Source organism: Sphingomonas caseinilytica, assembly GCF_023516455.1.
Classification (GTDB): domain Bacteria; phylum Pseudomonadota; class Alphaproteobacteria; order Sphingomonadales; family Sphingomonadaceae; genus Sphingomicrobium; species Sphingomicrobium caseinilyticum.
On the sequence record NZ_JAMGBA010000003.1, the window covers coordinates 103,156 to 121,883 of the forward strand.

23 protein-coding genes are annotated in these 18,728 nt (G+C 62.5%); 6 read left to right on the forward strand and 17 right to left on the reverse strand.

The window, feature by feature from the left end:
* The first annotated feature begins 30 nt into the window (after positions 1 to 30).
* Both LZ496_RS12445 and LZ496_RS12450 read left to right on the forward strand, forming a co-directional pair.
* Positions 31 to 426 (forward strand): hypothetical protein, encoded by a 396-nt coding sequence (locus LZ496_RS12445; RefSeq protein ID WP_249905043.1) that lies wholly within the window; start codon positions 31 to 33, stop codon positions 424 to 426.
* Between the two features lie 97 nt (positions 427 to 523).
* The gene (locus LZ496_RS12450) at positions 524 to 1,231 is read left to right on the forward strand and encodes a type VI secretion system tube protein Hcp (protein WP_249905044.1); all 708 of its coding nucleotides are present in this window, start codon (positions 524 to 526) and stop codon (positions 1,229 to 1,231) included.
* Between the two features lie 9 nt (positions 1,232 to 1,240).
* Here LZ496_RS12450 and LZ496_RS12455 read toward each other — a convergent pair whose 3' ends face one another.
* From LZ496_RS12455 to LZ496_RS12505, 10 genes are all read right to left on the reverse strand, one after another.
* A complete protein-coding gene (locus tag LZ496_RS12455) occupies positions 1,241 to 1,726 on the reverse strand; it encodes a hypothetical protein (protein ID WP_249905045.1) in 486 nt (161 codons plus the stop codon).
* Between the two features lie 93 nt (positions 1,727 to 1,819).
* A complete protein-coding gene (locus LZ496_RS12460; protein WP_249905046.1) occupies positions 1,820 to 2,329 on the reverse strand; it encodes a superoxide dismutase family protein in 510 nt (169 codons plus the stop codon).
* A gap of 2 nt (positions 2,330 to 2,331) precedes the next feature.
* Positions 2,332 to 2,739, reverse strand: a complete 408-nt coding sequence (locus LZ496_RS12465) for an OmpA family protein (protein ID WP_249905135.1) — start codon at positions 2,737 to 2,739, stop codon at positions 2,332 to 2,334.
* Between the two features lie 167 nt (positions 2,740 to 2,906).
* Positions 2,907 to 3,713, reverse strand: coding sequence for an outer membrane protein (locus tag LZ496_RS12475; protein WP_283938093.1), 807 nt, complete (start codon positions 3,711 to 3,713; stop codon positions 2,907 to 2,909).
* Between the two features lie 152 nt (positions 3,714 to 3,865).
* A complete protein-coding gene (locus tag LZ496_RS12480) occupies positions 3,866 to 4,360 on the reverse strand; it encodes a DUF2793 domain-containing protein (RefSeq protein ID WP_249905047.1) in 495 nt (164 codons plus the stop codon).
* A 10-nt stretch (positions 4,361 to 4,370) separates the two neighbouring features.
* Positions 4,371 to 5,999 (reverse strand): phage tail protein, encoded by a 1,629-nt coding sequence (locus tag LZ496_RS12485; protein WP_249905048.1) that lies wholly within the window; start codon positions 5,997 to 5,999, stop codon positions 4,371 to 4,373.
* A gap of 118 nt (positions 6,000 to 6,117) precedes the next feature.
* Entirely contained in the window at positions 6,118 to 6,948 is an 831-nt protein-coding gene (locus tag LZ496_RS12490; protein ID WP_249905049.1) for a hypothetical protein, read from the reverse strand.
* Positions 6,949 to 7,007: 59 nt separating this feature from the next.
* Complete coding sequence (locus LZ496_RS12495; RefSeq protein WP_249905050.1) at positions 7,008 to 8,363, reverse strand: DNA-packaging protein; 1,356 nt, start codon at positions 8,361 to 8,363, stop codon at positions 7,008 to 7,010.
* A complete protein-coding gene (locus LZ496_RS12500) occupies positions 8,360 to 8,845 on the reverse strand; it encodes a hypothetical protein (RefSeq protein ID WP_249905051.1) in 486 nt (161 codons plus the stop codon). Before LZ496_RS12500 ends, LZ496_RS12495 begins: the two co-directional genes overlap by 4 nt.
* A 133-nt stretch (positions 8,846 to 8,978) precedes the next feature.
* Positions 8,979 to 9,602, reverse strand: a complete 624-nt coding sequence (locus tag LZ496_RS12505) for a hypothetical protein (RefSeq protein ID WP_249905052.1) — start codon at positions 9,600 to 9,602, stop codon at positions 8,979 to 8,981.
* Positions 9,603 to 9,648: 46 nt separating this feature from the next.
* Between LZ496_RS12505 and LZ496_RS13985 the strand changes: the two genes are divergently transcribed.
* Entirely contained in the window at positions 9,649 to 9,774 is a 126-nt protein-coding gene (locus LZ496_RS13985) for a hypothetical protein (RefSeq protein WP_283938094.1), read from the forward strand.
* A 340-nt stretch (positions 9,775 to 10,114) separates the two neighbouring features.
* On the opposite strand, the gene LZ496_RS12510 is transcribed toward LZ496_RS13985, so the two are convergent.
* The 3 genes from LZ496_RS12510 to LZ496_RS12520 form a co-directional block, all read right to left on the reverse strand.
* Positions 10,115 to 11,020 carry an IS1595 family transposase gene (locus LZ496_RS12510; RefSeq protein WP_249905053.1) on the reverse strand — a complete coding sequence of 302 codons (906 nt, stop codon included), beginning with the start codon at positions 11,018 to 11,020 and terminating at the stop codon, positions 10,115 to 10,117.
* 121 nt (positions 11,021 to 11,141) lie between these two features.
* A complete protein-coding gene (locus LZ496_RS12515; RefSeq protein ID WP_249905054.1) occupies positions 11,142 to 12,482 on the reverse strand; it encodes a sensor histidine kinase in 1,341 nt (446 codons plus the stop codon).
* On the reverse strand, positions 12,482 to 13,153 hold the full coding sequence (locus LZ496_RS12520; RefSeq protein ID WP_249905055.1) for a response regulator transcription factor: 672 nt from the start codon (positions 13,151 to 13,153) through the stop codon (positions 12,482 to 12,484). The genes LZ496_RS12515 and LZ496_RS12520 overlap by 1 nt, the downstream gene beginning before the upstream one ends.
* A gap of 130 nt (positions 13,154 to 13,283) precedes the next feature.
* Between LZ496_RS12520 and LZ496_RS12525 the strand changes: the two genes are divergently transcribed.
* Both LZ496_RS12525 and LZ496_RS12530 read left to right on the forward strand, forming a co-directional pair.
* A complete protein-coding gene (locus tag LZ496_RS12525) occupies positions 13,284 to 14,468 on the forward strand; it encodes a glycosyltransferase (protein ID WP_249905056.1) in 1,185 nt (394 codons plus the stop codon).
* A gap of 1,040 nt (positions 14,469 to 15,508) precedes the next feature.
* Complete coding sequence (locus LZ496_RS12530) at positions 15,509 to 15,679, forward strand: hypothetical protein (protein WP_249905057.1); 171 nt, start codon at positions 15,509 to 15,511, stop codon at positions 15,677 to 15,679.
* A 43-nt stretch (positions 15,680 to 15,722) separates the two neighbouring features.
* Here the strand turns inward: LZ496_RS12530 and LZ496_RS12535 are convergent, their stop codons facing one another.
* From LZ496_RS12535 to LZ496_RS12545, 3 genes are all read right to left on the reverse strand, one after another.
* A complete protein-coding gene (locus tag LZ496_RS12535; RefSeq protein WP_249905058.1) occupies positions 15,723 to 16,151 on the reverse strand; it encodes a nuclear transport factor 2 family protein in 429 nt (142 codons plus the stop codon).
* A gap of 134 nt (positions 16,152 to 16,285) precedes the next feature.
* Positions 16,286 to 16,669: a UrcA family protein gene (locus tag LZ496_RS12540; RefSeq protein WP_249905059.1), complete on the reverse strand. Its 384-nt coding sequence runs from the start codon at positions 16,667 to 16,669 to the stop codon at positions 16,286 to 16,288.
* A gap of 72 nt (positions 16,670 to 16,741) precedes the next feature.
* Positions 16,742 to 17,440 (reverse strand): LytR/AlgR family response regulator transcription factor, encoded by a 699-nt coding sequence (locus LZ496_RS12545; RefSeq protein WP_249905060.1) that lies wholly within the window; start codon positions 17,438 to 17,440, stop codon positions 16,742 to 16,744.
* A 128-nt stretch (positions 17,441 to 17,568) separates the two neighbouring features.
* On the opposite strand from LZ496_RS12545, the gene LZ496_RS12550 reads away from it, so the two are divergent.
* Positions 17,569 to 17,901 carry a GFA family protein gene (locus tag LZ496_RS12550; RefSeq protein WP_249905061.1) on the forward strand — a complete coding sequence of 111 codons (333 nt, stop codon included), beginning with the start codon at positions 17,569 to 17,571 and terminating at the stop codon, positions 17,899 to 17,901.
* Positions 17,902 to 17,904: 3 nt separating this feature from the next.
* Here LZ496_RS12550 and LZ496_RS12555 read toward each other — a convergent pair whose 3' ends face one another.
* A complete protein-coding gene (locus LZ496_RS12555; protein ID WP_249905062.1) occupies positions 17,905 to 18,708 on the reverse strand; it encodes an SMI1/KNR4 family protein in 804 nt (267 codons plus the stop codon).
* Positions 18,709 to 18,728: the final 20 nt, after the last annotated feature.

Sequence of the window (18,728 nt, forward strand, 5' to 3'; positions counted from 1 at the left end):
GGGAAATCAACAAGCAGGAAGGAAAGTGACATGCTGATGATGGGACTTGCCCTGGCGCTGTTCGCCCAAGCTGCTCCCGCCCCTCCGGGCAACGAGCAAATCCGTGGTTCGGTCACGCTGCCGAACCTTGAGGGGGTGCCGGCCGACGACAAGGGACAGCATCTGAAGATCGCGTCATTCACCTGGGGCAACGGCGCCACCGCGGACGCCCCGCCTGCCGAGGGCAGCGTCGTCGTGAAGGTCGAATATCCGTGGACGGCTTGCAAGGTGGGCGCCAACTATCCCTCGCTCGCCCTCTCCGGCGGCGGCAAGCGCTACGTCGTTGAAGACGTGACCGTGTCGAAATGCGGCAAGAAGGCCGAAAGCGCCACCTTCGACTATAAGAAGGTAACGGTCAGCGCGTGGGAACCGACGAAGAAGGAATAGGTCGCGGACAAGGCCAGCCCTGGCTGAACCTAGGGTCAGCGCTGGCCGTACCTTCGGAACAGGCCTATAGTTCCCTTCTAATCTTGGGGAGGACGCGATGCGCCCCACGACCAGTCTGACGATCCACGCCATTCTCGCCGCCGCGCTGGTGGCGCTCGCCGCGAGCAGCGCCGCTGCCGGCCCGGCTTATATGAAGTTCGAACCGATCAAGGGGGACAGCAACGCCAAGGAGGACCACCGCGACGAAATTGAGATACTGTCCTACTCCTGGGGTTCGTCCCAGGCCGCGGGCCGCGTGTCGAAGGTTGACGGCTTCACCGTCAAGCAGGGCGTGAAGCCGGAGCAAGGCGGCGAAAAGGGCGGCACCGAGGATATCAATATCGGCGTCGGGGAGCTTCAGGAGAATGCCGCCCGCGCCGGCAGCGGCGGCGGCCAGGGCAGCGGCAAGGTCAGCGTCCACGATATTTCGACGACAAGCGCCACGGCATCCGGCGGCGTCTCGGTTGCGGCCGGCGACATCACCGGCGACGGGGCGTCATCCGCGTCCGGCCTCCCCACCGGTAAGCGGGCCCACAAGCCGGTCACGCTGTCCAAGCCTGCCGGCAAAGGCACGGTCTGGGTCCGCGTCGCCTCGCCCTGGTCGGGCTGCCGCGTCGGCGATCGCTATCCCTCCCTCACCCTTGCGGACGGCGCAAAATCGCACGTCCTTCACGACGTCAGCGTCGCGAATTGCGGAAACGCGGCTGCGGGTGCGCCGACGGAGGAAGTCGCCTTCTATTACAACCGGATAGCGTTCAACTATTAAGCCCGAAGCTTAGATGGTGGGGTTCGCCTTGATCGCGCCCCGCTCGATCTCCTGCGCCGTCTCCCGCAGCGATCGCCCGAACGCGAAGGTGAGCAGCCAGTCGGGCGCATAGCCGAGTTTCGCCTTCTCCGTCCCGGCGAGCTCCTCGCGTACCACCTTTCCGTCGCTTTCGACCCTTGCGATCATCAGCGTTTCCTTGCCTCCATTCTCGGGCAGGAAGCGGAGGTCGATCTGGCCCGCCTCGCGGCCATTGAATTTCACATGGATAACCATGTTCCGGCCGGGGTTTCGATCGACGCTGATGCTGTAGGGAACCGGCGGCCCGCTCTCGAACTCCATGGTTCCGCTTTCCGGAGTATTGGCGAGGGCTTGGCTCACCGTCGAATAAACGAAGGCTGGCCGTTGGCGAACAATCTCGCGCGTGTCGTCGGCAAAAATACTGCCCGCGACATGGGCCGCGCCAAGTAGCGCCGGACCGATCAGAAACATCTTCACCCGAAACTACGCATGGCGCGCCCTCTCCCACTCGGCGCCGGCACTATGACGAGCCGCGCTGAAGGAAGGGTAAATCGCGGGTGACGTTAGCGCCTACTGCGCCGGTGAAATCACCGCGCAGGCGATCCGGTCGCCGCTGTTGCCGCTCGGATCGGTCTTGTAGTCATCCGGCTTGGCGTGAACGACCAGCGCCGTTCCGTCGGCATCGTTGAGCGCCCCGCCCGTCGCCAGGAAGTTGATCGCCCCGCGTCCATTGGTGCTGACCGTCAAATTGGGCAAATCGCCCGCATGCTGGCCGGCGGGGTTCAGATGGCCGTGCTGCTTGCCGGCCGGGTTCCAGTGGCCGCCGGCGCTCTGGAACGCGGGCCCGTCACAGCGACCTACGGCGTGGAGATGGAGCCCATGGTCGCCAGGCGGCAGGCCCTCTACCGCGACACGGATATAGCTTCCTCTGGTCCGCGGTTCGGCCTGTACGCCGCCAACTGTCGCTCCGGCTCCGTTGACCAGCGCGATCACGGGGCCGTCGCCGGCGGGTCCAAGCTCATCGGACGTCGCGCATCCCGCGAGAAGGGCGGTTGAAACGATCAGGATCAGCTTGCGCATGCTCACTCCCCAAATTCGATCACGACCCGCCGGTTCTGCACCTCGCGAACTCCGTCTTCGGTGGGGACCAGCGGCTGCTCCTCACCAAACGAGGCGACAGTGATCGCGTTCCGCGAAATTCCGCGCTTTTCCAGCTCGGATCGGACCAACTCGGCCCGGCTGAGTCCGGTCCGGCGGTTGGTCGCGACGCTGCCCGATCGGTCGGTGTGGCCGGAAAGTTTCAGGCGTAGGGCTGGGTTGGCGCGATAGGCTTCGGCGACCTTGTCGAGCGTGGCCGCATCGTCGCTGCGGATCTCGCCCTTGCCCCAGTCGAAGAAGACCATGAACGTGGAAGCCACAGGGCCCGGCGCCTGCTGCGCTACCGCTCCGGCCGTCATGAACAGCATCAAGGCCGCACCCGCGATCCGCATCACCTGAATTTCCCTACCCTCGGCCCGCCAAGGCTTAGGCGGTGACCCCGCCCCACGCAACGCGCAAAGCAGGGTGCCAAAGGGAACCACTCCTGCGCCGCGCAAAAAGAAACCCCGGGAAAGCCGTAGCTCGCCCGGGGTAACTTTTTCTAGCCTAGCCGTTTGGCTTAGCCGCGTTCCGGCTCCGGCGGAGGCGGCGGCGGCGGCGGCGGCGGCGGCGGCGGCGGGCACGCTTCCGTTGCCAGGATCACCGAACCGTCCGGGCACGTCTGCGTCGCCGGAGGCGGCGGAGGCGGCGGGGGCGGCGGCGGCGGCGGCGGAGGCGGCGGCGGCGCGAAGTTGTAGATCAGGCTGGCGAGCAGCGAGTGCGAACGCCACTTGCTCTGCAGTTCGTCACCATCATCGCTGTACTTGAACTTGGTGGTGTTGAAGAAGCGATACTTCAGACCCAGTTCGATGTTGGTGCTGACAGCCTTGCGAACGCCGGCAATGACCTGCCATGCGAAAGCGCCGTCGCTCTCGCTGACATCGCCGTCGCCATCGTCGTTCTCAAGGTTGTACTTGACGCTGGCCAGACCGACGCCACCGCCGATGTAGCCATTCCAGTCGCCGTCTTCACCGAAGTCCAGCAAACCGTTGACCATCGCCGACAGGACGCGCGCGTCGCCGTCTGCGTCAAGCAACTCGGTGCCAATCGTCGCCTGGTCGAGGCTGGCGCTCTTGTAACCAAGCTCGAGTTCGGCCCGGAAACCACCGAAGTCGTAACCGCCGATGAGATCGACGTCGACGCCAACGTTGTGGTCAATTTGAATTGCATCGTCGACCTGAACGTCGTTGATGGTGACGTCGAAGTTCGTATCCTCGACGATCATCGCGCCGCCTTCGACACCAACGTACCAGGCATTGTCGACCGCGAGAGCCGGCGTAGCCAAGGTGGTCGAAGCGAGCGCAGCCATAATGGCCAGCTTCCGCATAGAAATATCCCCTTTCACATGCGTTCCGTATCAGAACTGCCCGAACACCTTATGAGAGGGTCGGTTGCCGTGCAAGATTACAATTCCCCGTTCTGTTGCCCAAATGCCGCACTCTGGCCGCAACCTACATAATTTCCCGGAAATTGGCGGCTTCAGCCGATCAATCCGTGTGCCCTAAGGCCCTCCAAAACGGCCGCAACGGCGGCGCGGCATTGTTCGTCGACCACCGTCCCGCCGGCAGGGTCAGGGATGGCCGGCTGGCGTCCGCGCAACACATTTTGCCCGTCGATACGCACTTCCCGGCAGCGGGCAATTCCCGCTTCCCAGCCGCCCGAGCGCCACTGAAAAATCTCCCTACTGCTCTTGTCAGTGACGCTAAGTCCCTCCGTCGGCGCGATAAATCGCCATCCCCCGGCGGTGAAACAGGCAATCGAACCGCCCTCGCCCTGCCAATCTCCCAACGCCGCCTCCTCGATCAGATAGCAGTTGCCGATTTCCGGGTCCTCCGGCGGTTCGGCTTGCGGCGGGCCTTCGACGATAGGGCAAAGCAGCATCGCAATCCGCTCCAGCGCCTCATTGTGTGTCAGTTCCTTTTGGACCTGGCCGGGGGCCAGCAAGGGAATTTGAAAACGCGCGGTCTGCTCCATGTGATTCCTTTCAAAGGGTGATGCTGACGCCGCGCGGCCGGCTCAATGCCATTGGACCGACGGTGCGAATCTCGATTTCTATCGGCTGGCCGGCGTCGGCGTGGAGCGCTGAAGCATTGAGAATCACCTCTGGCCGGTCGCTCTCCAGTGACAGTTCGCCTTCGGGTCCGATGATGTTCACCAGATAATGTTCGGAAAATGGGTCCGCCGGCACGCCGACCCCGTCATTCCAGGACCAGCCCTGATGACTCCTGCGAACCCAACTGATGCGGACCGACTCTCCATCGCGTCGCGCGCGGAGGTGGCAAACCGACGGCGGCCGGATGGCTTCTCCGCTGACCATCCGCTGCGCTTCCGGCAGCGGTGCGACATCCCCGATGCCGTGCGCAACCGCCCTCAACACCGCACCTGCCGTGCCCGACGGCAGGTCGATCGCCGCCAGCGCCGTCGAATCAATCAGGCAGAATCGCTCTCCAACCCGGTGGTTCGCACCCGCCCATTCCGTGCCCCGCCGCCCGCGCAGCAGGCGCGATAGTCGGTACCGCCCATGCTCCAGCCGTTCCGCCCGGCCGAACTGAATCAGCTCATCCCCAACCATCGCCAGGTTCGCGCCGGCCGTCAGCGCGTCCTCATCGGCATTCAGAAGCAACTGGTCCGAATAGGCGAGCCGCACCGTCACGCTCGACAAAAGATCGAGGGTCAGAGGCATCCTATGATCGAGCATCGTCGTAGCAGTGCCCAAAACCGCGCGACGTCCAAGCGCCAAACCGGGCCGCGGCTGCTGCCCCGACCAAAGTTCCACCGGCACCGGCTTCCATCGCCCCCCACTCGATGCGGCAGCGAATAGCGTCGGCCTCGCCTCCGGCAGGTCGCCCATGGCGGGAAGCTCGATCAGCGCCATCTCGCTCCGGCCAATGGGCTCGTCACGGTCGGGAACGGTTCGTCCCGGATCGGCTGGCAGACCTGCGACTTCGGCCGCACCAGCTTCCGCTTCGATGACGACCGCCATCCCGTCGATTTCCGCGCTTGTAACCACCATGGATCGCGTCGATCCGGGCAGCCGTATCTGGTCGCCGGGTTTCATCTCCATGCGCGACGGGGGCAGCCTCAGACGTACGCCGCTTGCTGCCTGCCACTTCCGTGCTAGGCGCTGCTCTGCCCATTGCTTGGCCTCGGCAGCGACAAGCACCGCCGGGATTTCGATCCGCTCTTCTACCGCGCCGCCGCCACCGCTCGAAGCCCGCATCTGGCCGGCCTGAAAGTCCCTGTCGGCGTCATGATAGATAATGCATTGGCTAGCGGGCAGGCTTGAATCTCCCCGCCGCAGCCGTTCGACACACGGCCGATCCCTACCGTCCGCATCACACCCAAGCTCATTCGCATCCAGTTGCACCGGCTCAGACGCCGCCGCCCCGCTGAGCTTTCCGTCCCGTTCAGCAAGGGGCAGTCCATCATGCTCGACCAGCGGCCGGATAGCGTCCGCGATTGACGAACCATGCGCCGCATAACCCACAATCGCACGGCCTTCGCCCAGCTCGATCAGCCCGCCAGTAGCGTCCGCGACCACTTCGGCCGTTGAAACCGGCGCCTCGTCGGCCTCGACCTCGAACGTCATCATGCGCCCGAATAACCATCCCATCTGATTTCCCCGTAATAGTCGTCATCGCGAGGAGCGAAGCGACGTGGCGATCCAGGAAGGACTCTGGATTGCTTCGCTACGCTCGCAATGACGGAGTTCGCCTAATTGGCCGCTGTCGTTACATCACACCCATCAACCGCGGCACCTTCTCGGCCCACCATGCGGTGTTCCAAAGCGCATGCACCACCACCGCACATGGCAGATAGGCCGCGGCGAAAATCCAGTAGGCGCGGTGCACACGCCCGTTCCTCACCACGTCCCAAACGAACATCGGCGACAGGGCCAGCAACGTATAAAGATCCACCGTGATCGGATTTCCCGGCATGGTCTGCGGCAACCACGGAATGCGGTCGATTCCCGCCGGCAGCGGGATCGCCGTCGCCAGGATCATCATCCTTTTGTGAAGCCCGGCGTTCCCGCCCCGCGCCTTCAATCCGATGACAATGAACAGCGGGAACAACAGCCCGATCCGAAGCTGCAGCAGGGTAATATTGTTCCAGAACGCAAGCGCCTGCTCCGCACCTGCTTTCGCTTCCGGCGTCGGCGCATTCTGCGCTCCGTACCACAGCTGGTGATACATGGTCGGCACCAGCACGAACCCGACGATCACCACCACGACCGCAAGCACCATCCCGGCAACACCAAGCTGCATGTGAAGCGCCTTGCGCCCCGTCGCCATCAGCCAGCTTTGCGTGAGCAGCAGCAACAGGAACGCCCCCATCACCACCGCATGCATGTGCAGCACGATCGGGAACGGCGGCCGCAGCCCGGCTCGCACCATCTCGATCTTCATCAGCGAGTCCGGGACGAACCCGGCCAGCACGATGGCGATGAACCATGCCGCCATGAACACGAAGATCCATCGATCGATCGCGTGCGCGCGCGGCGTTCCAGAAAGATAATCCGGCTTCCGCTCTTCGAAGCCAACCGCCCCAGTCACAGTCGCCATGGCAAACCCCCTGCCAATCGCCCGTCGATTGGGGACGTACCACCATTCGCATCGGCAGCCTACAGCATCCGCACCCGTGGAACGCCGCTCCGCGTTTCGCTCAGCTCCTTCAATGCCCAGATGCAGGCATCGGCCCGGTCGGGCGACCGGCTCGGTCCCTCATATTTTCCGCCGACCTGAAGCCCCGAAAGCTCCGCCTCCAGTTCCGGGAAACAGCCCGCCAGGAATGCCTGCCCCTTCTCGAACCGGATCGCGATCGGCTCGGCCCGTGCCGACTTGCCGCGCGTCGCATGGACCAGCTTCACTCGAAGCGCGGGATCCGCGGCGTTGAGCACGCTCTTCACCATCGCCCCGCCCTGGTTGGCCTCGGCAATGACATGGCTTGCGCTCCATTCCGCCGACGCCCGCGCAACCGCCATTGCCCACCCCTCCGGGCTGACGCCATCGACGGTCCGATCGGCCAGCACGTAAAGCTTCCCGTCCCGCCGCCCCGCCACCACAATCCCGCAAGCATCGCCGCCCACCGAAACCGGCGGATCGACGCCGACAACGATGCGCTCAAACCCCTCTCCCTTTGAGGGAAAGGGCGACTCGCCGAAGGCGAGCGGGGTGAGGGGTTGAACCCGCGCCCCTTCCAGCAACACCCTCGGAAACAAGCTCCCCTCCGCCTCGCTCAACAGCTCTCCGTCCAGCTCCTGCCGCCCAAGCCGGGTCCCGCCATAAGTGGCCAGCATCACCTGCACGAACCTCTTCGGCAGGCAGATATTGTCCTTGGTCCGGCCATGGGTCTCGACGGTCCATTCCTGCTTTCTGATCTGTTCCAGCAGCGGCCCCGGCCGCGGCGTTGTCGTGACCAGCACCCGGGGCCGCGATCCCAGCCGCAATCCCATCTGCATGTTGTTCCAGCTTTCTTCCGCGCGACGCCATTTAGCGAGCTCATCCGCCCAGACGATGTGATGCTCCGGCCCGCGCAGCCCATCCGGATTATCGCCCGAGTAGAGCGTTGCGATGCTGCCGTTCGGCCAGGTCAGGCGATTGAGGCTCGGCTCCCATTTGACCGGCGAGCGATTGTTGCGCGCGATCGACAGAAGACCGCTCACGCCCTCGACCATCAGGTTTCGCGCCTCGTCGATCGTCGCACCGACAAGCGCGATCCGCCGAGGTCCGGCCCGGGCCAGCTTGTGGACCCATTCCGCCCCCGCCCTTGTCTTGCCGAATCCGCGCCCGGCCATCATCAGCCACACCCGCCACCCCTCGCCCGGCGGCGGCAGCTGGCTCTTGTGCGCCCACGTCTCGAACGCCACGTCGAAGTCGAGCATGTCGCTGAACGACATGGCTTCGATGCGCTTCTCCTGTTCCTCAGGGCTCAGCGCCAGGAAACGCCGGAGTTGCGCCGGCGTAATGCCAAGGCTCATGGGCGTTCGTCAGCCTCGGCATCCTGGCGCCGCTTCAATCCCTCCAGCTTTTCGAGGATGCGCTCCCTGACTTCGGTCAGTTCATCCTCGCCGGGCTGATACTGCGCCGCATCGGCCGTATCCGCGTGCCGTTTCAGGAGCGCGACGGCCAGGCTCGTCGAATATTCCCGCATGATCCGGTCGCCATTCTTCGACGATCGGACCAGCTTGGGCGTGCCGATCATCGCCCGCTCCAGCAGGATCAGCTCCAGCTTCGCATAGCCTTCGCGCACCGCCTGCGCCCAACTGTTGCGGAACGCTGCGTCCGTTTGGCGCCGACGATGGGCCCAACTAGGGTGAAAACCCGCCGCCTTGGCCGATCGCAGCACATTGCATGTCTCTGCCAGCGACGCGAAGAAGATGTCGACCTGCTTCTCGGTAATGCGCTGCCAGGACGCACGGCAGCGCCTCAGCCGCGTCTTTCCCTCGACCACCTCTTTCACCTGCATTCTCCATGCAAAAAGGGCCGGAACTTGCGTCCCGGCCCCGAATCACACTTACCGACTGTTCCGACTTTGTGGCAATTATATACTTAAGAAAGCAAGGCAATGAACCAACGAACCAAAGCGGAACAGCCTATGGTAATGAAGGTGTTTCAGGTTCTGCGCTCTGTGGAGGCGGAGGCTGATTCAGCCACTGGCAAAATACTGGTCCGGGCTCTTCCGCACGGAGGGATGCTCTAATCCATCGGCCATCTGGCAATTCGAGAATGTGGTTGTTGAGCGCCTTGGCTAGCGACGTGACCGAGTCCCGGATGAAATCTAAGCTGTAATCTTTGTTTCTCTTCTTCAGCACCGCTCGCAGGTGGCCAGTGTGAAGTCGGTCGCAGGAGGTTATGTAGACTTTACCAACGAGGTCGCGGACAACCGTATTGGTAGCCCGTGGAAGCATGACATAGACCGTCTCTGGGCTTTGCTCGTAGAACTCCACCGCCTGCGGAAACGCCTTGGGGTTGAGCTTACTCAATTCCTCCATCAAGTCTTCGGGGTTCCATTTGTCGATGAATTTCTTGGTCCGGAAATCTGGGTGTTCATTGTGCGCCACCAGGACCGCTAAGGCGATTAGTTCAGTCGATCGGCGGAGCTGCATGTAGCAAAATTCGGCAACGAAGCTCAGTTGAATGTTATCATGCCGGTATCGTTCGACAGCTTCCTCAAGCTGGCCATTGACAGACAGCAAGCGAATTTTGGCCTCGGACATAAGTGAGGCATACCAGTCCAGAATGTCATTCTCTGGGATTTGAACCATGTCAGACACCGATCAAAAGAAAGAGGACGAGGTGTTGCGGCGGATGCTGGCGACCAAGCCCGCCCCGCACAAGGCCAAGAAGGTGAGCGATGGAAAACGAGCCCAGCCAACTTCGAATGAGTGACGCCCTGCTAGGGGTTGTCGGTTCTCAGGTCCGGAAGAGTGGCTTTGAGCAGTTCTTTGGCGTGACCTTGAGCCTCTGGACTGAGGCTCGCTAGCGCGTACCGATAAAGGTCCGCGCCCTCCTGCTCAGTGATTGTTTTCTTGGCCGCAAGCAGTTCGATCAATCGCGCAACCAACCTATAGGTGAATATAGCTGTTGCGCCAGGATCAGCGTTGAACGTTGGCGTGCCCATACATTCCCTCCAATACTGCGGAAGATTCGGCTGCACGAAGCTAGCGCTCACCATCATCGTGTCCAGCGCTTACGGCGCTCACCAATTACAGGCTTTGCCTTGTAGTAATCAGGCTGCGAGCGGACCAATCCGCCGATAGGTCAGGCGCTTGCCAGCAATGCCCTTGAGGCACAGTTCGGAGCGCTCGAAATCGTTGTTGTTGCGAGTGTTGTAACGGAAGTCGAACTCCACCGTGTAGCGATGCAAATGCGCTGCGCTGAGATGGTGGTAGGTGCCGACAACGCCACGCTTGAAAATGGAGAAGAAGTTCTCTGCGGTGTTGCTGTGAATGCCGCCAGCCTTGGCGAACTCACCGGCACCATGAATGACGCGACCATGCTGTGCGAACTCACGGCCAATGCCCCAATAGAAACGGGCGTCATCGGTCATCAGGGTTGAGGCGCGATCAACGTTGGTAACCAGCGCAGAGCGGACGTTGCCACCGTGGATGTTGGCAATGTGGAAGGAACGGGCGCGACCGTCGCGCTCGACGAGTGAAAAGACCATCTTCTTGGGCGCTGGAGCGCGATAGGCGCGGCGGTGAGCCTTACCACCAACAAATGTCTCGTCGGCTTCCACGACCACGCCAGAGCCGCCCAGAGGCGAAGGGTTCTCGTCCTTCATGGCCTCGCGGATACGATGGCACATGAACCAGGCCGTCTTGTAGGTAACGCCAAGCATGCGTTCGATTTGCTTGGCGCTCATGCCCTTCTTGGAGGCGCAAAGCAGATGCGTAGCGAGCAGCCACTTGTGCAAGCCGATCTTGGAGCGCTCGAACACGGTGCCGACTGTGACAGTGAACTGCTCACGGCAGTTGTTGCACTGGTACAGGCCGGGACGGTGGTGAGATCCGGAAAGCCTGGTTGCGGCAATCAGGCCGCAGTGCGGACACTCTGCACCATCGGGCCAGCGAATAGCTTCTAGGTGCTCGCGGGCTGCATCCTCATTGGTGAAGCGGGGTGCGGTAATGTCCATGGTGCGTCTCCGTTGAGAAACACCATAGATTTCAACACTGCTTTGTCAAGTATATAATTGCCGACTTTGTGCCAAATCAGCGTGACGATGTCAAGTGTTTTTTACCGATTTGGTTAGCCACTTAAGCCAAAGGCATCCTCACCACCGCCGCAAACCCTCCGCCCTCATCGACGAATTCCAGCGTCCCCTGATGCGCCGCGACGATTGCCTCGACCAATGTCAGCCCCAGCCCGGTTCCGTGGATCGCCTCGCTTCCCGGCGCCCGGAAGAAGCGCTCGGTCAGCCGCTCCCGATGCTCGGCATCCACCCCTGGCCCGCTGTCGCGAACCGTCAGCTTCGCGGTCCGTCCCTCGACCTCCAGGTCCACACGGACGTCACCGCCCTCCGGCGCAAACTTCAGCGCATTGTCGAGCAAATTGGCGATCGCCTGGAAGATCAGGTTGCGGTCGCCCATCACGGTGCAGGGGACGACAGCCGCCCCCAGCGCATGCTTTCGCCATTCCGCTTCCGGCGCATAGAATTCGACCGCGTCGTGGACCAGTTCGTCCAGCTGGACCGGCTTGCGGATGATCCGGTGCCGTCCGGTGTCCAGCCGCGCGATCCGCAGCAGCGCGTCGAAGATCTGCTGGAGCCGATCCGCCTCGGTCCGCGCCGCCTCGACCTGGTCCGGAGTCAGTGACGATCGGTCCAGCGCGGTCCGTAGCCGCGCCAGCGGAGTCCTCAGCTCATGCGCGATATTGTCCGACACCCGGCCGAGCGATGCGACCAGTTCCTGGTTCCGGTCGAGCATCGCATTGAGGCTCATGCCCAGCTGGTCGAAATCGTCTCCCGTCCCTTTCAGCGGCACGCGGATGCCCAAATTCCCGCCCATCACCTGGCTCGCTGTCCCGGTAACGGCTTCCAGCCGCCGTGCGATGATCCAGCTGGTCAACAGTCCGCCCAATATTCCGAACAGGAGGACGGATAGCGAGCCCCACAAGGCCGCTTCGCCCATTAGCTCCCCCCGGTCGGAAAGCACATCGACATCCCGCCCGATGATCAGGCGGCGCCCATCGGCCAGGACAATGTCGCGCGACAGCGCCTCGTTGTCGGCCTCGTCGCCGTCGCTGTAGAGATCTGCCTCGATGGCGACCCACTCGTTGCGATGAACATCCGGCCATGTGGGCAAATTGCCGGTCAGCAGCGTTCCATCACGGTCCAGCAACGCGTCGAACGCCCTGTTTTCCGACTCAACCTTGCGCCGTTCGATGAGCGCAGCCGTCAGCGCCTTCTCACCGCGCGCTTCATAAATCGCCAGCAGCCGGTCAGACTCCTGCCGGACCTCCGCACGCACGGCATTCATGGGGGTCCGGACGCCGAAATAATAGATACCGGCCACCAGGCTACCGGTTGCCAGGAACGTAACGGCGATCAGCGTTCCGGTCAGGCGGATCACAAGGCTGGAGGCAAGCCGCTTCGGCATCAGCCTTTGACCCGATAACCGACACCGCGAACCGTCTCGATCACCTCGTTCGCCCCGTCGTCGCCCAGCTTCTGGCGAAGCCGGCTGACATGCTGGTCGACGATATTGGTCTGCGGATCGAACCGGTAATCCCACACCGCTTCCAGAAGCATGCTTCGGGTCACCACGCGCCCGGCATTGCGAAGGAGCACTTCAAGGATCTGGAATTCGCGGCTGGTCAACCGCACTTCCTCGCCGCGCACCAGCACGTGCCGCCGAAGCAGGTCCATCTCCAATCCGTGGGCCGCCAGCCGTTCGACCTGCTTCGCCGCCGCCGGCCGTCGGCCGAGCGCCTCGACCCGCGCGATCAGCTCCTGCAGCGAAAAGGGCTTGGACAGATAATCGTCGCCGCCCTTCCTCAAGCCTTCGACGCGATCGTCGACCTCGCCCAATGCGGTCAGGATCATGACCGGCGTCGCGTTGGCCGCGGCCCGCATGGTCTGCAGAATCGTCATCCCATCGACGCCCGGCAGCATCCGGTCCAGCACGATCACATCGTGCGCCTGTTCGGCGACCGAATAGAGGCCCGCCTTGCCGTCGCGGCAAATGTCAACGACATGGCCGCTTTCGCGAAGGCCTTTCGCGACATAATCGGCCAGCGTCCGGTCGTCCTCGATCAGAAGCACTTTCATCCAGCCCCACTGATAAGGCGCGCGCCCGGAATTCCCAGCCTTCGCGGGTCCGGGCCCCCAACATTTGCAAAATCAAACAAAACTGAAAGATCGGCGCAAAATTGGCGGCCTAAATCATCGCGCCATGAACATGGCCAGTCAGTTCCGGTGGCGTTCTGCCGCGCCGCGCATCCAGCTCTTCGTCAGCGATCTCACCGCGACCGGCGTGGTCCGCAACGCAATCGCCATCGCCAACGAAGCTGCTGCGTCGGGCTATGAGGTACGGCTCCTTACCTGCCGCCCCGACGGCGTCCTCCGGAACCAGATCCGCCCCGACGTCACAGTCGTCAGGCTCGTCAGGAGCGCCGAAAAAGGCCGGTCGCGCCGGTTCCAGCTCAAGCAGGCACTCCTCGAATATCGGCGGCACTGCCGCGAATGGCGGCCGGACATCATGTTTTCGGCCGGAAATCACGGCCATTTGCTAAGCACATTCGCCTGGTTCGGCCTGCCGGGGACGAAGCTTTTGAGGATCAGCAACGACCTCGATCACGGCGATCCCTCCCCAGTCGTCAGCTGGTGGCGCAGCCTCAAGTTCCGCCTGATTTCCAACCTGGCCGACCGATTGGTTTTCGTGTCGCGCGCCCTTGGCGATCATCCGCTGCTCGGACTCCATCTCGCCAGCGGCAAGGCGGCGGTCATACCCAACGGAGTCGATGTGGAAGGCGTATGCGCCGCTTCGCACCAGCCATGCACTCATCGCTGGGCGGCGGATCGCTCCCTGCCCTTCGTCCTGGCGGTTGGCCGCCATGTGAAGCAGAAGAATCTCGGTACGCTGCTCAGGGCCTTTGCGATCGCCCGCAAAAGCCGGCCGATGCGCCTCATCATCCTCGGCGACGGCAACATGGACGAAACGGCCCGCCTTTCCGCGCTCTCGCTCGACCTCGGCATCGCCGACGACGTCGACCTTGTTCCGGCGACCGCCAACCCCTTCCCCCTGATGGCGGCCGCCGGAACATTGGCCCTCCCTTCACTCTGGGAGGGCTCGTCGAACGTGCTGCTGGAGGCCATGGCCTGCGGCACGCCCGTCGTCGCCTCGCGCACGGCCGGCGATGCGGAACATGTTCTGGACGGCGGCAAATACGGCCTTCTCGTCGACCCCCATGAAATCGACGGGCTCGCGGCCGCTCTCGTTCGCCAGACGGGACCCGACCGGGTGCAGCCCGGCGATCGTGTGAATGCATTCTCGCGGGACAAGACGATGGCCCGCTACGTCGCCATGTTCGACGAGCTCGTCGCGAGCGCGGCCCGGCATGCGCCGATCGAACGGCTCGCCTAGCGTGCCGATTTCCGGTATCTTCGACAGTCGAGGGGTTCCGGGGGATTTGGACACCTCTCCGGTTGCTTGACCGTAGAGGGGTCGGACCGCCGAAAGCAGGTCCGGCCCTTTTATCTTATGCGTGACTTTGCCTGAGCTCACCGCACCGCGCGCAAAGCTCGTCTTGGGGCGGCGTGGTCGTCCGGATGGAAAAGGTGCGGGTTGGATAGTCCTCGCAAAGCGTATGGAAATGCCACCGCTTTTGGCGAACGCCCTTTAATATGCCACGGCGATACTCTGACACCGGTTTCCCCCAATGACGCAACCGAGCAACGAGAGATTATCCGCCTCGATCATCGGGGAGTCCAGCGCAATCGGTTCAAGGCCAAACGCAACGATTGAGGGGCCAGTTCGTTAAAGGGTCGCGGAATGACTGCCCCCCCGGTTTTCCGCTGCGTACCGGGCCCCCGACTGTCCCCAGCCGGGGGCTTTCGCGTGCCCCCTAACTTTCGATAACTTTTGTCACCGGTTTCCCGCCGATACTCGTTGCGCGTCCGTTACCCTTTGGGGAGGCGTCGGCTAGGGGGTCGCGCTTCCCCTCCTTTCGGGGGGAACCAAGCGGATGGAAAGCCCTCGACTGGCCCCCGACCGTCGAGGGCTTTTCCTTGCCCGCGCGGATCAGCCCTGTCGGCTGAGCGTCATGCACCGACCGCACAGCAAGTCGTCGGCCGGCCTTTCCTTCTGGATGATGCAATTGCTGGTCGGATAGGACTCGCACCGCTGATCCCAGTGCCAGAATTTGTCCCAGACCTTTTCCCTGAATCCACGGCGATAACTGGTCACCGAACGCCCCCACGTTACGCAACAAACAACTGGGCCCGAAGGTGACACGAAATTAAACCGAAATAAACGTGGATTTTCACCGGCCTCTGCCGACCGATCGCGGGAAATGATGCGTTTGGCTAATGACCGATTTCACCCATTGGGGTCATTCATTTACCACCCGCCGACGTGCCGGAACCGTAATGGCATTTCTGCATTCATGCGCCCGGAGGGTGCCGATGAAGCATTATCGTATCAACAAGCTGGCAAAGATTGCCGGCGTCGTGGTCCAGAGGAAGGACATCTTGGCCAGGTCCGACGCGGAGGCTGTGCGGCATGCGGCGGACGACGTCGATTGCCCGATTTGCGAAGTCTTGCGGGACGGCAAGAAGGTAGGAGCGATTGTTTAGCGAAGGCGACCTCGTCCTGCCCATTCCCGCCATCAGGCCGCATTTACTTGTCGACGGTCGATGCGTGGAAATGCGCGATGCGCCACTCTTCGCCAATCTTGCGCAGGACGATTGAGCGACGTCCAACCGCGTCACCCCAATCGAGCCCGAAGCTTACCACTGCCACATCCCCAATGATCTGAACCCGCTGATCCTGTGGTGCGATGTCGAGCGACGTCGTGCCTTGTTCCTTCAGCATCTTGAAGAAGTCGTGGAACGTTGAAAGCACCGCTTCCCTACCCTCGACCCGGGTCCTCGGATTCGATCCGCCGCCGGGGAAGAACATCGTCACGTCCGGAGCAAAGAACTCGTCGAACCGTGCTTGATCCATGGCACTGAACGCTTCGAGAAAAGCTGCCGTCGTAAGTTCCGGAGTTTTGGTTTGCGGCGGAGCGGCGGCGGCGAGCACGAAAGCGACCCAAGGAACAAGCATGATGACCCCCTGCAATTGGCTTGGGAGATTAGCGCTTTATCGTCCGCTTTCCACCCGTCCGACGCGAACGGGGGATAACGCAAACGCGCGCCACCGGAAGGCAGCGCGCGTCTCCGCGAGGAGTGGTGAAACTGTTAACGGCGGATCGTGATGAACGCGGCGCCGGCGGGCGTAGCGTTCAGCGCAAGGCTCGACTTCGCCATCGCCGCTGCGATTTGCGGCCGGGCGCCGCTCCAGGCGCCGGCGGAGCAGAAGCGATAGTCGGTGGTCATCGCATTGCTGTCGAAATTGCAGACGTTACGCACGGCCCTGCCGACCCGGCCATAAAGAGTTTTGCGATCGGCACCCGCCTGAAGGTTGAGATCGCCATAGGGGACGCGTTCGGTGTGGATTCCCGCGGACTCGCCGTAGACGACGACCGGCCGGCCGTCCTGGGCGGGCGCCTGTGTCGCGACCACAAGAGTGGCGATCGCAATCGCAGGCAAGCGCATTCCGCGGCTGGTAAACCGAGCAAACATTTGCCTTCTCCTTATTGCCCCCTCCGTCAGGGAGGATCGAAGGCATATCCGCAATCTCGCGGCCCGATGCACTTACTGTTCCGTGAGCACCGCCGGTTTCTCGTTGAGCGGTTCCCCCGTCGCCGAAACGGCATGAGTGGACGGCCAATCGTCGCGAAGCGACTTCAGCACTTCGCCGACATGACTTTTGGCAATCCGAAGCGCTTCGCCGCTCCTGACCACAGCATACCAGGCATGCCGCTGGTGACGCAGGCGAACGATCGCGTCGCGCCGGGCAACGGTGGATCTGTGGAGGCGGATGAATTCGTGCGGGTCCAGCTGTTCTACAAGCTTGGCCAGGCTCGAATTGATTAGCCAAGATCGATTGGCGCTGTGGGCACGAACATAGTCGCCCTCCGCGCAAAAACGTTCGATTTCGTCGCAATCGATGCGCGACCGCCCTCCGTTCCCGGTGACCCATAGATAATGGATGGGACCTTCCTGCTCCCTGACATAGCGGCGGCAAATGAAGTTGGCCTCATGAAGCTCGACCAGCGCGGCGAATGAGGCCGCGAATTCCTCGACCCAATCCTGATAGTCGGACATGTTGGGAAGGGACACTTCGGTGATGAAATCATAGGTGCCCGACACGTCGATGGAATGGAGCGCTCGATCGTCATCGATCAGGCGCCGCTTTAGCTTTGCCACCTCGTCGGCCGGGGCACGAGAATCGAACTTGATGCAGACAATGACACGAAGGCCGAGCGAAGCGGGACCGTCAGGGTTACTCATGGCCCGCCCCTTGGAATCAACCGCACGCAATTAACACAAAGATAACGCCGAGTCAGCAAATCGACCCGCATTTCTCCGGCTTCACCCCGGCCATTGCGAACATGGGCAGAGCGCAATTACAAGGCGCTATGGGCGTTCAGGGAAGCTGTCATTGCGGCAAGGTACGGATCGAAGTGCCGGAGAGGCCCGAATGGGTTGCGGACTGTAACTGCTCCCTCTGCCGCCTGCTCGCATGGCGGGTCGCCTATTATCCTCCCGACGAGGTGCGCATTTCCGGCGAGACGACAGCCTATGTCTGGGGCGACCGGATGATTGGCATCCACCACTGCCCGACTTGCGGCTGCGGCACCCATTGGCAGACCCTCGGACAAGACTTCGGCAAGATGGGCATCAACGCCCGCTTGCTCGACGATTTCGACGAAAGCGCCATCGAAGTCAGAAAATTCGACAACGCGGACTAGGGGTCAGAGGAAAGGCCCCGGAGCTCCCAGAAGCTTTCGAGCGCCATCGTGGAAATGGTCGGACGGCGGATTCTTCAATCGGAACTCGCGCAGCACCTGCTCTCCGGGCTCCGCCTCCAGCCTGAAATTGCCGCTCTCCAGCAGGCTGGCGATCCATTCCAGGAACTTGCCAAGCGACTCCGCAAGGACAAGCTTCATATCCTCGTCGCGCCCGTACAGGATCACCTGGCCGACGCGGCCTTGCGGCCATGGGTCGAAATCGATGCCGATATGATTTCCCGACCCGTCATGCGTCAGCGGAATCCAGCGCGGATTGATGTAGGCCGGGTCGACCGCGCCTGATGGCCATCCCCCACCCCCGATCGCGTAGCGATCGCCGCCGAAGTCCGCGAGCACGCGCTCCCAGGCCTTCCATTGGTACTCAGCATATTTCAGGGGTAGCAGCGGAAGTCCGTAGAAATGACCCCAGCGGTCGTCGTTCTCGCCGTCATGCCATCGGTATAGCTGGCGATACGACCGCGGAAGCTTGATCCCCACCGTCTGTTCGAACGCGTCCAGCTGCTCGTCGCTGGCCGGTGGATTCCACACATATTCGTCCGGCGAGAGGTGCGCCGCATACCAGGCGTCGAGGCGCGCAAGCACCGGCGTGATATCTTCTTCCAGCAACGGTTTCGGCTGGCCCGGCGGCCGCTTCATGGAGCCCCCATTGCCCTTACGGCGGGAACATGCGGCAGGAACCATCCCCGCCAGCACCATCGCTCCGGCAATACTCCCGCCGATCAACAGATTACGCCTGCTACGATCCATGGCGGAGGTTCATTGCACAA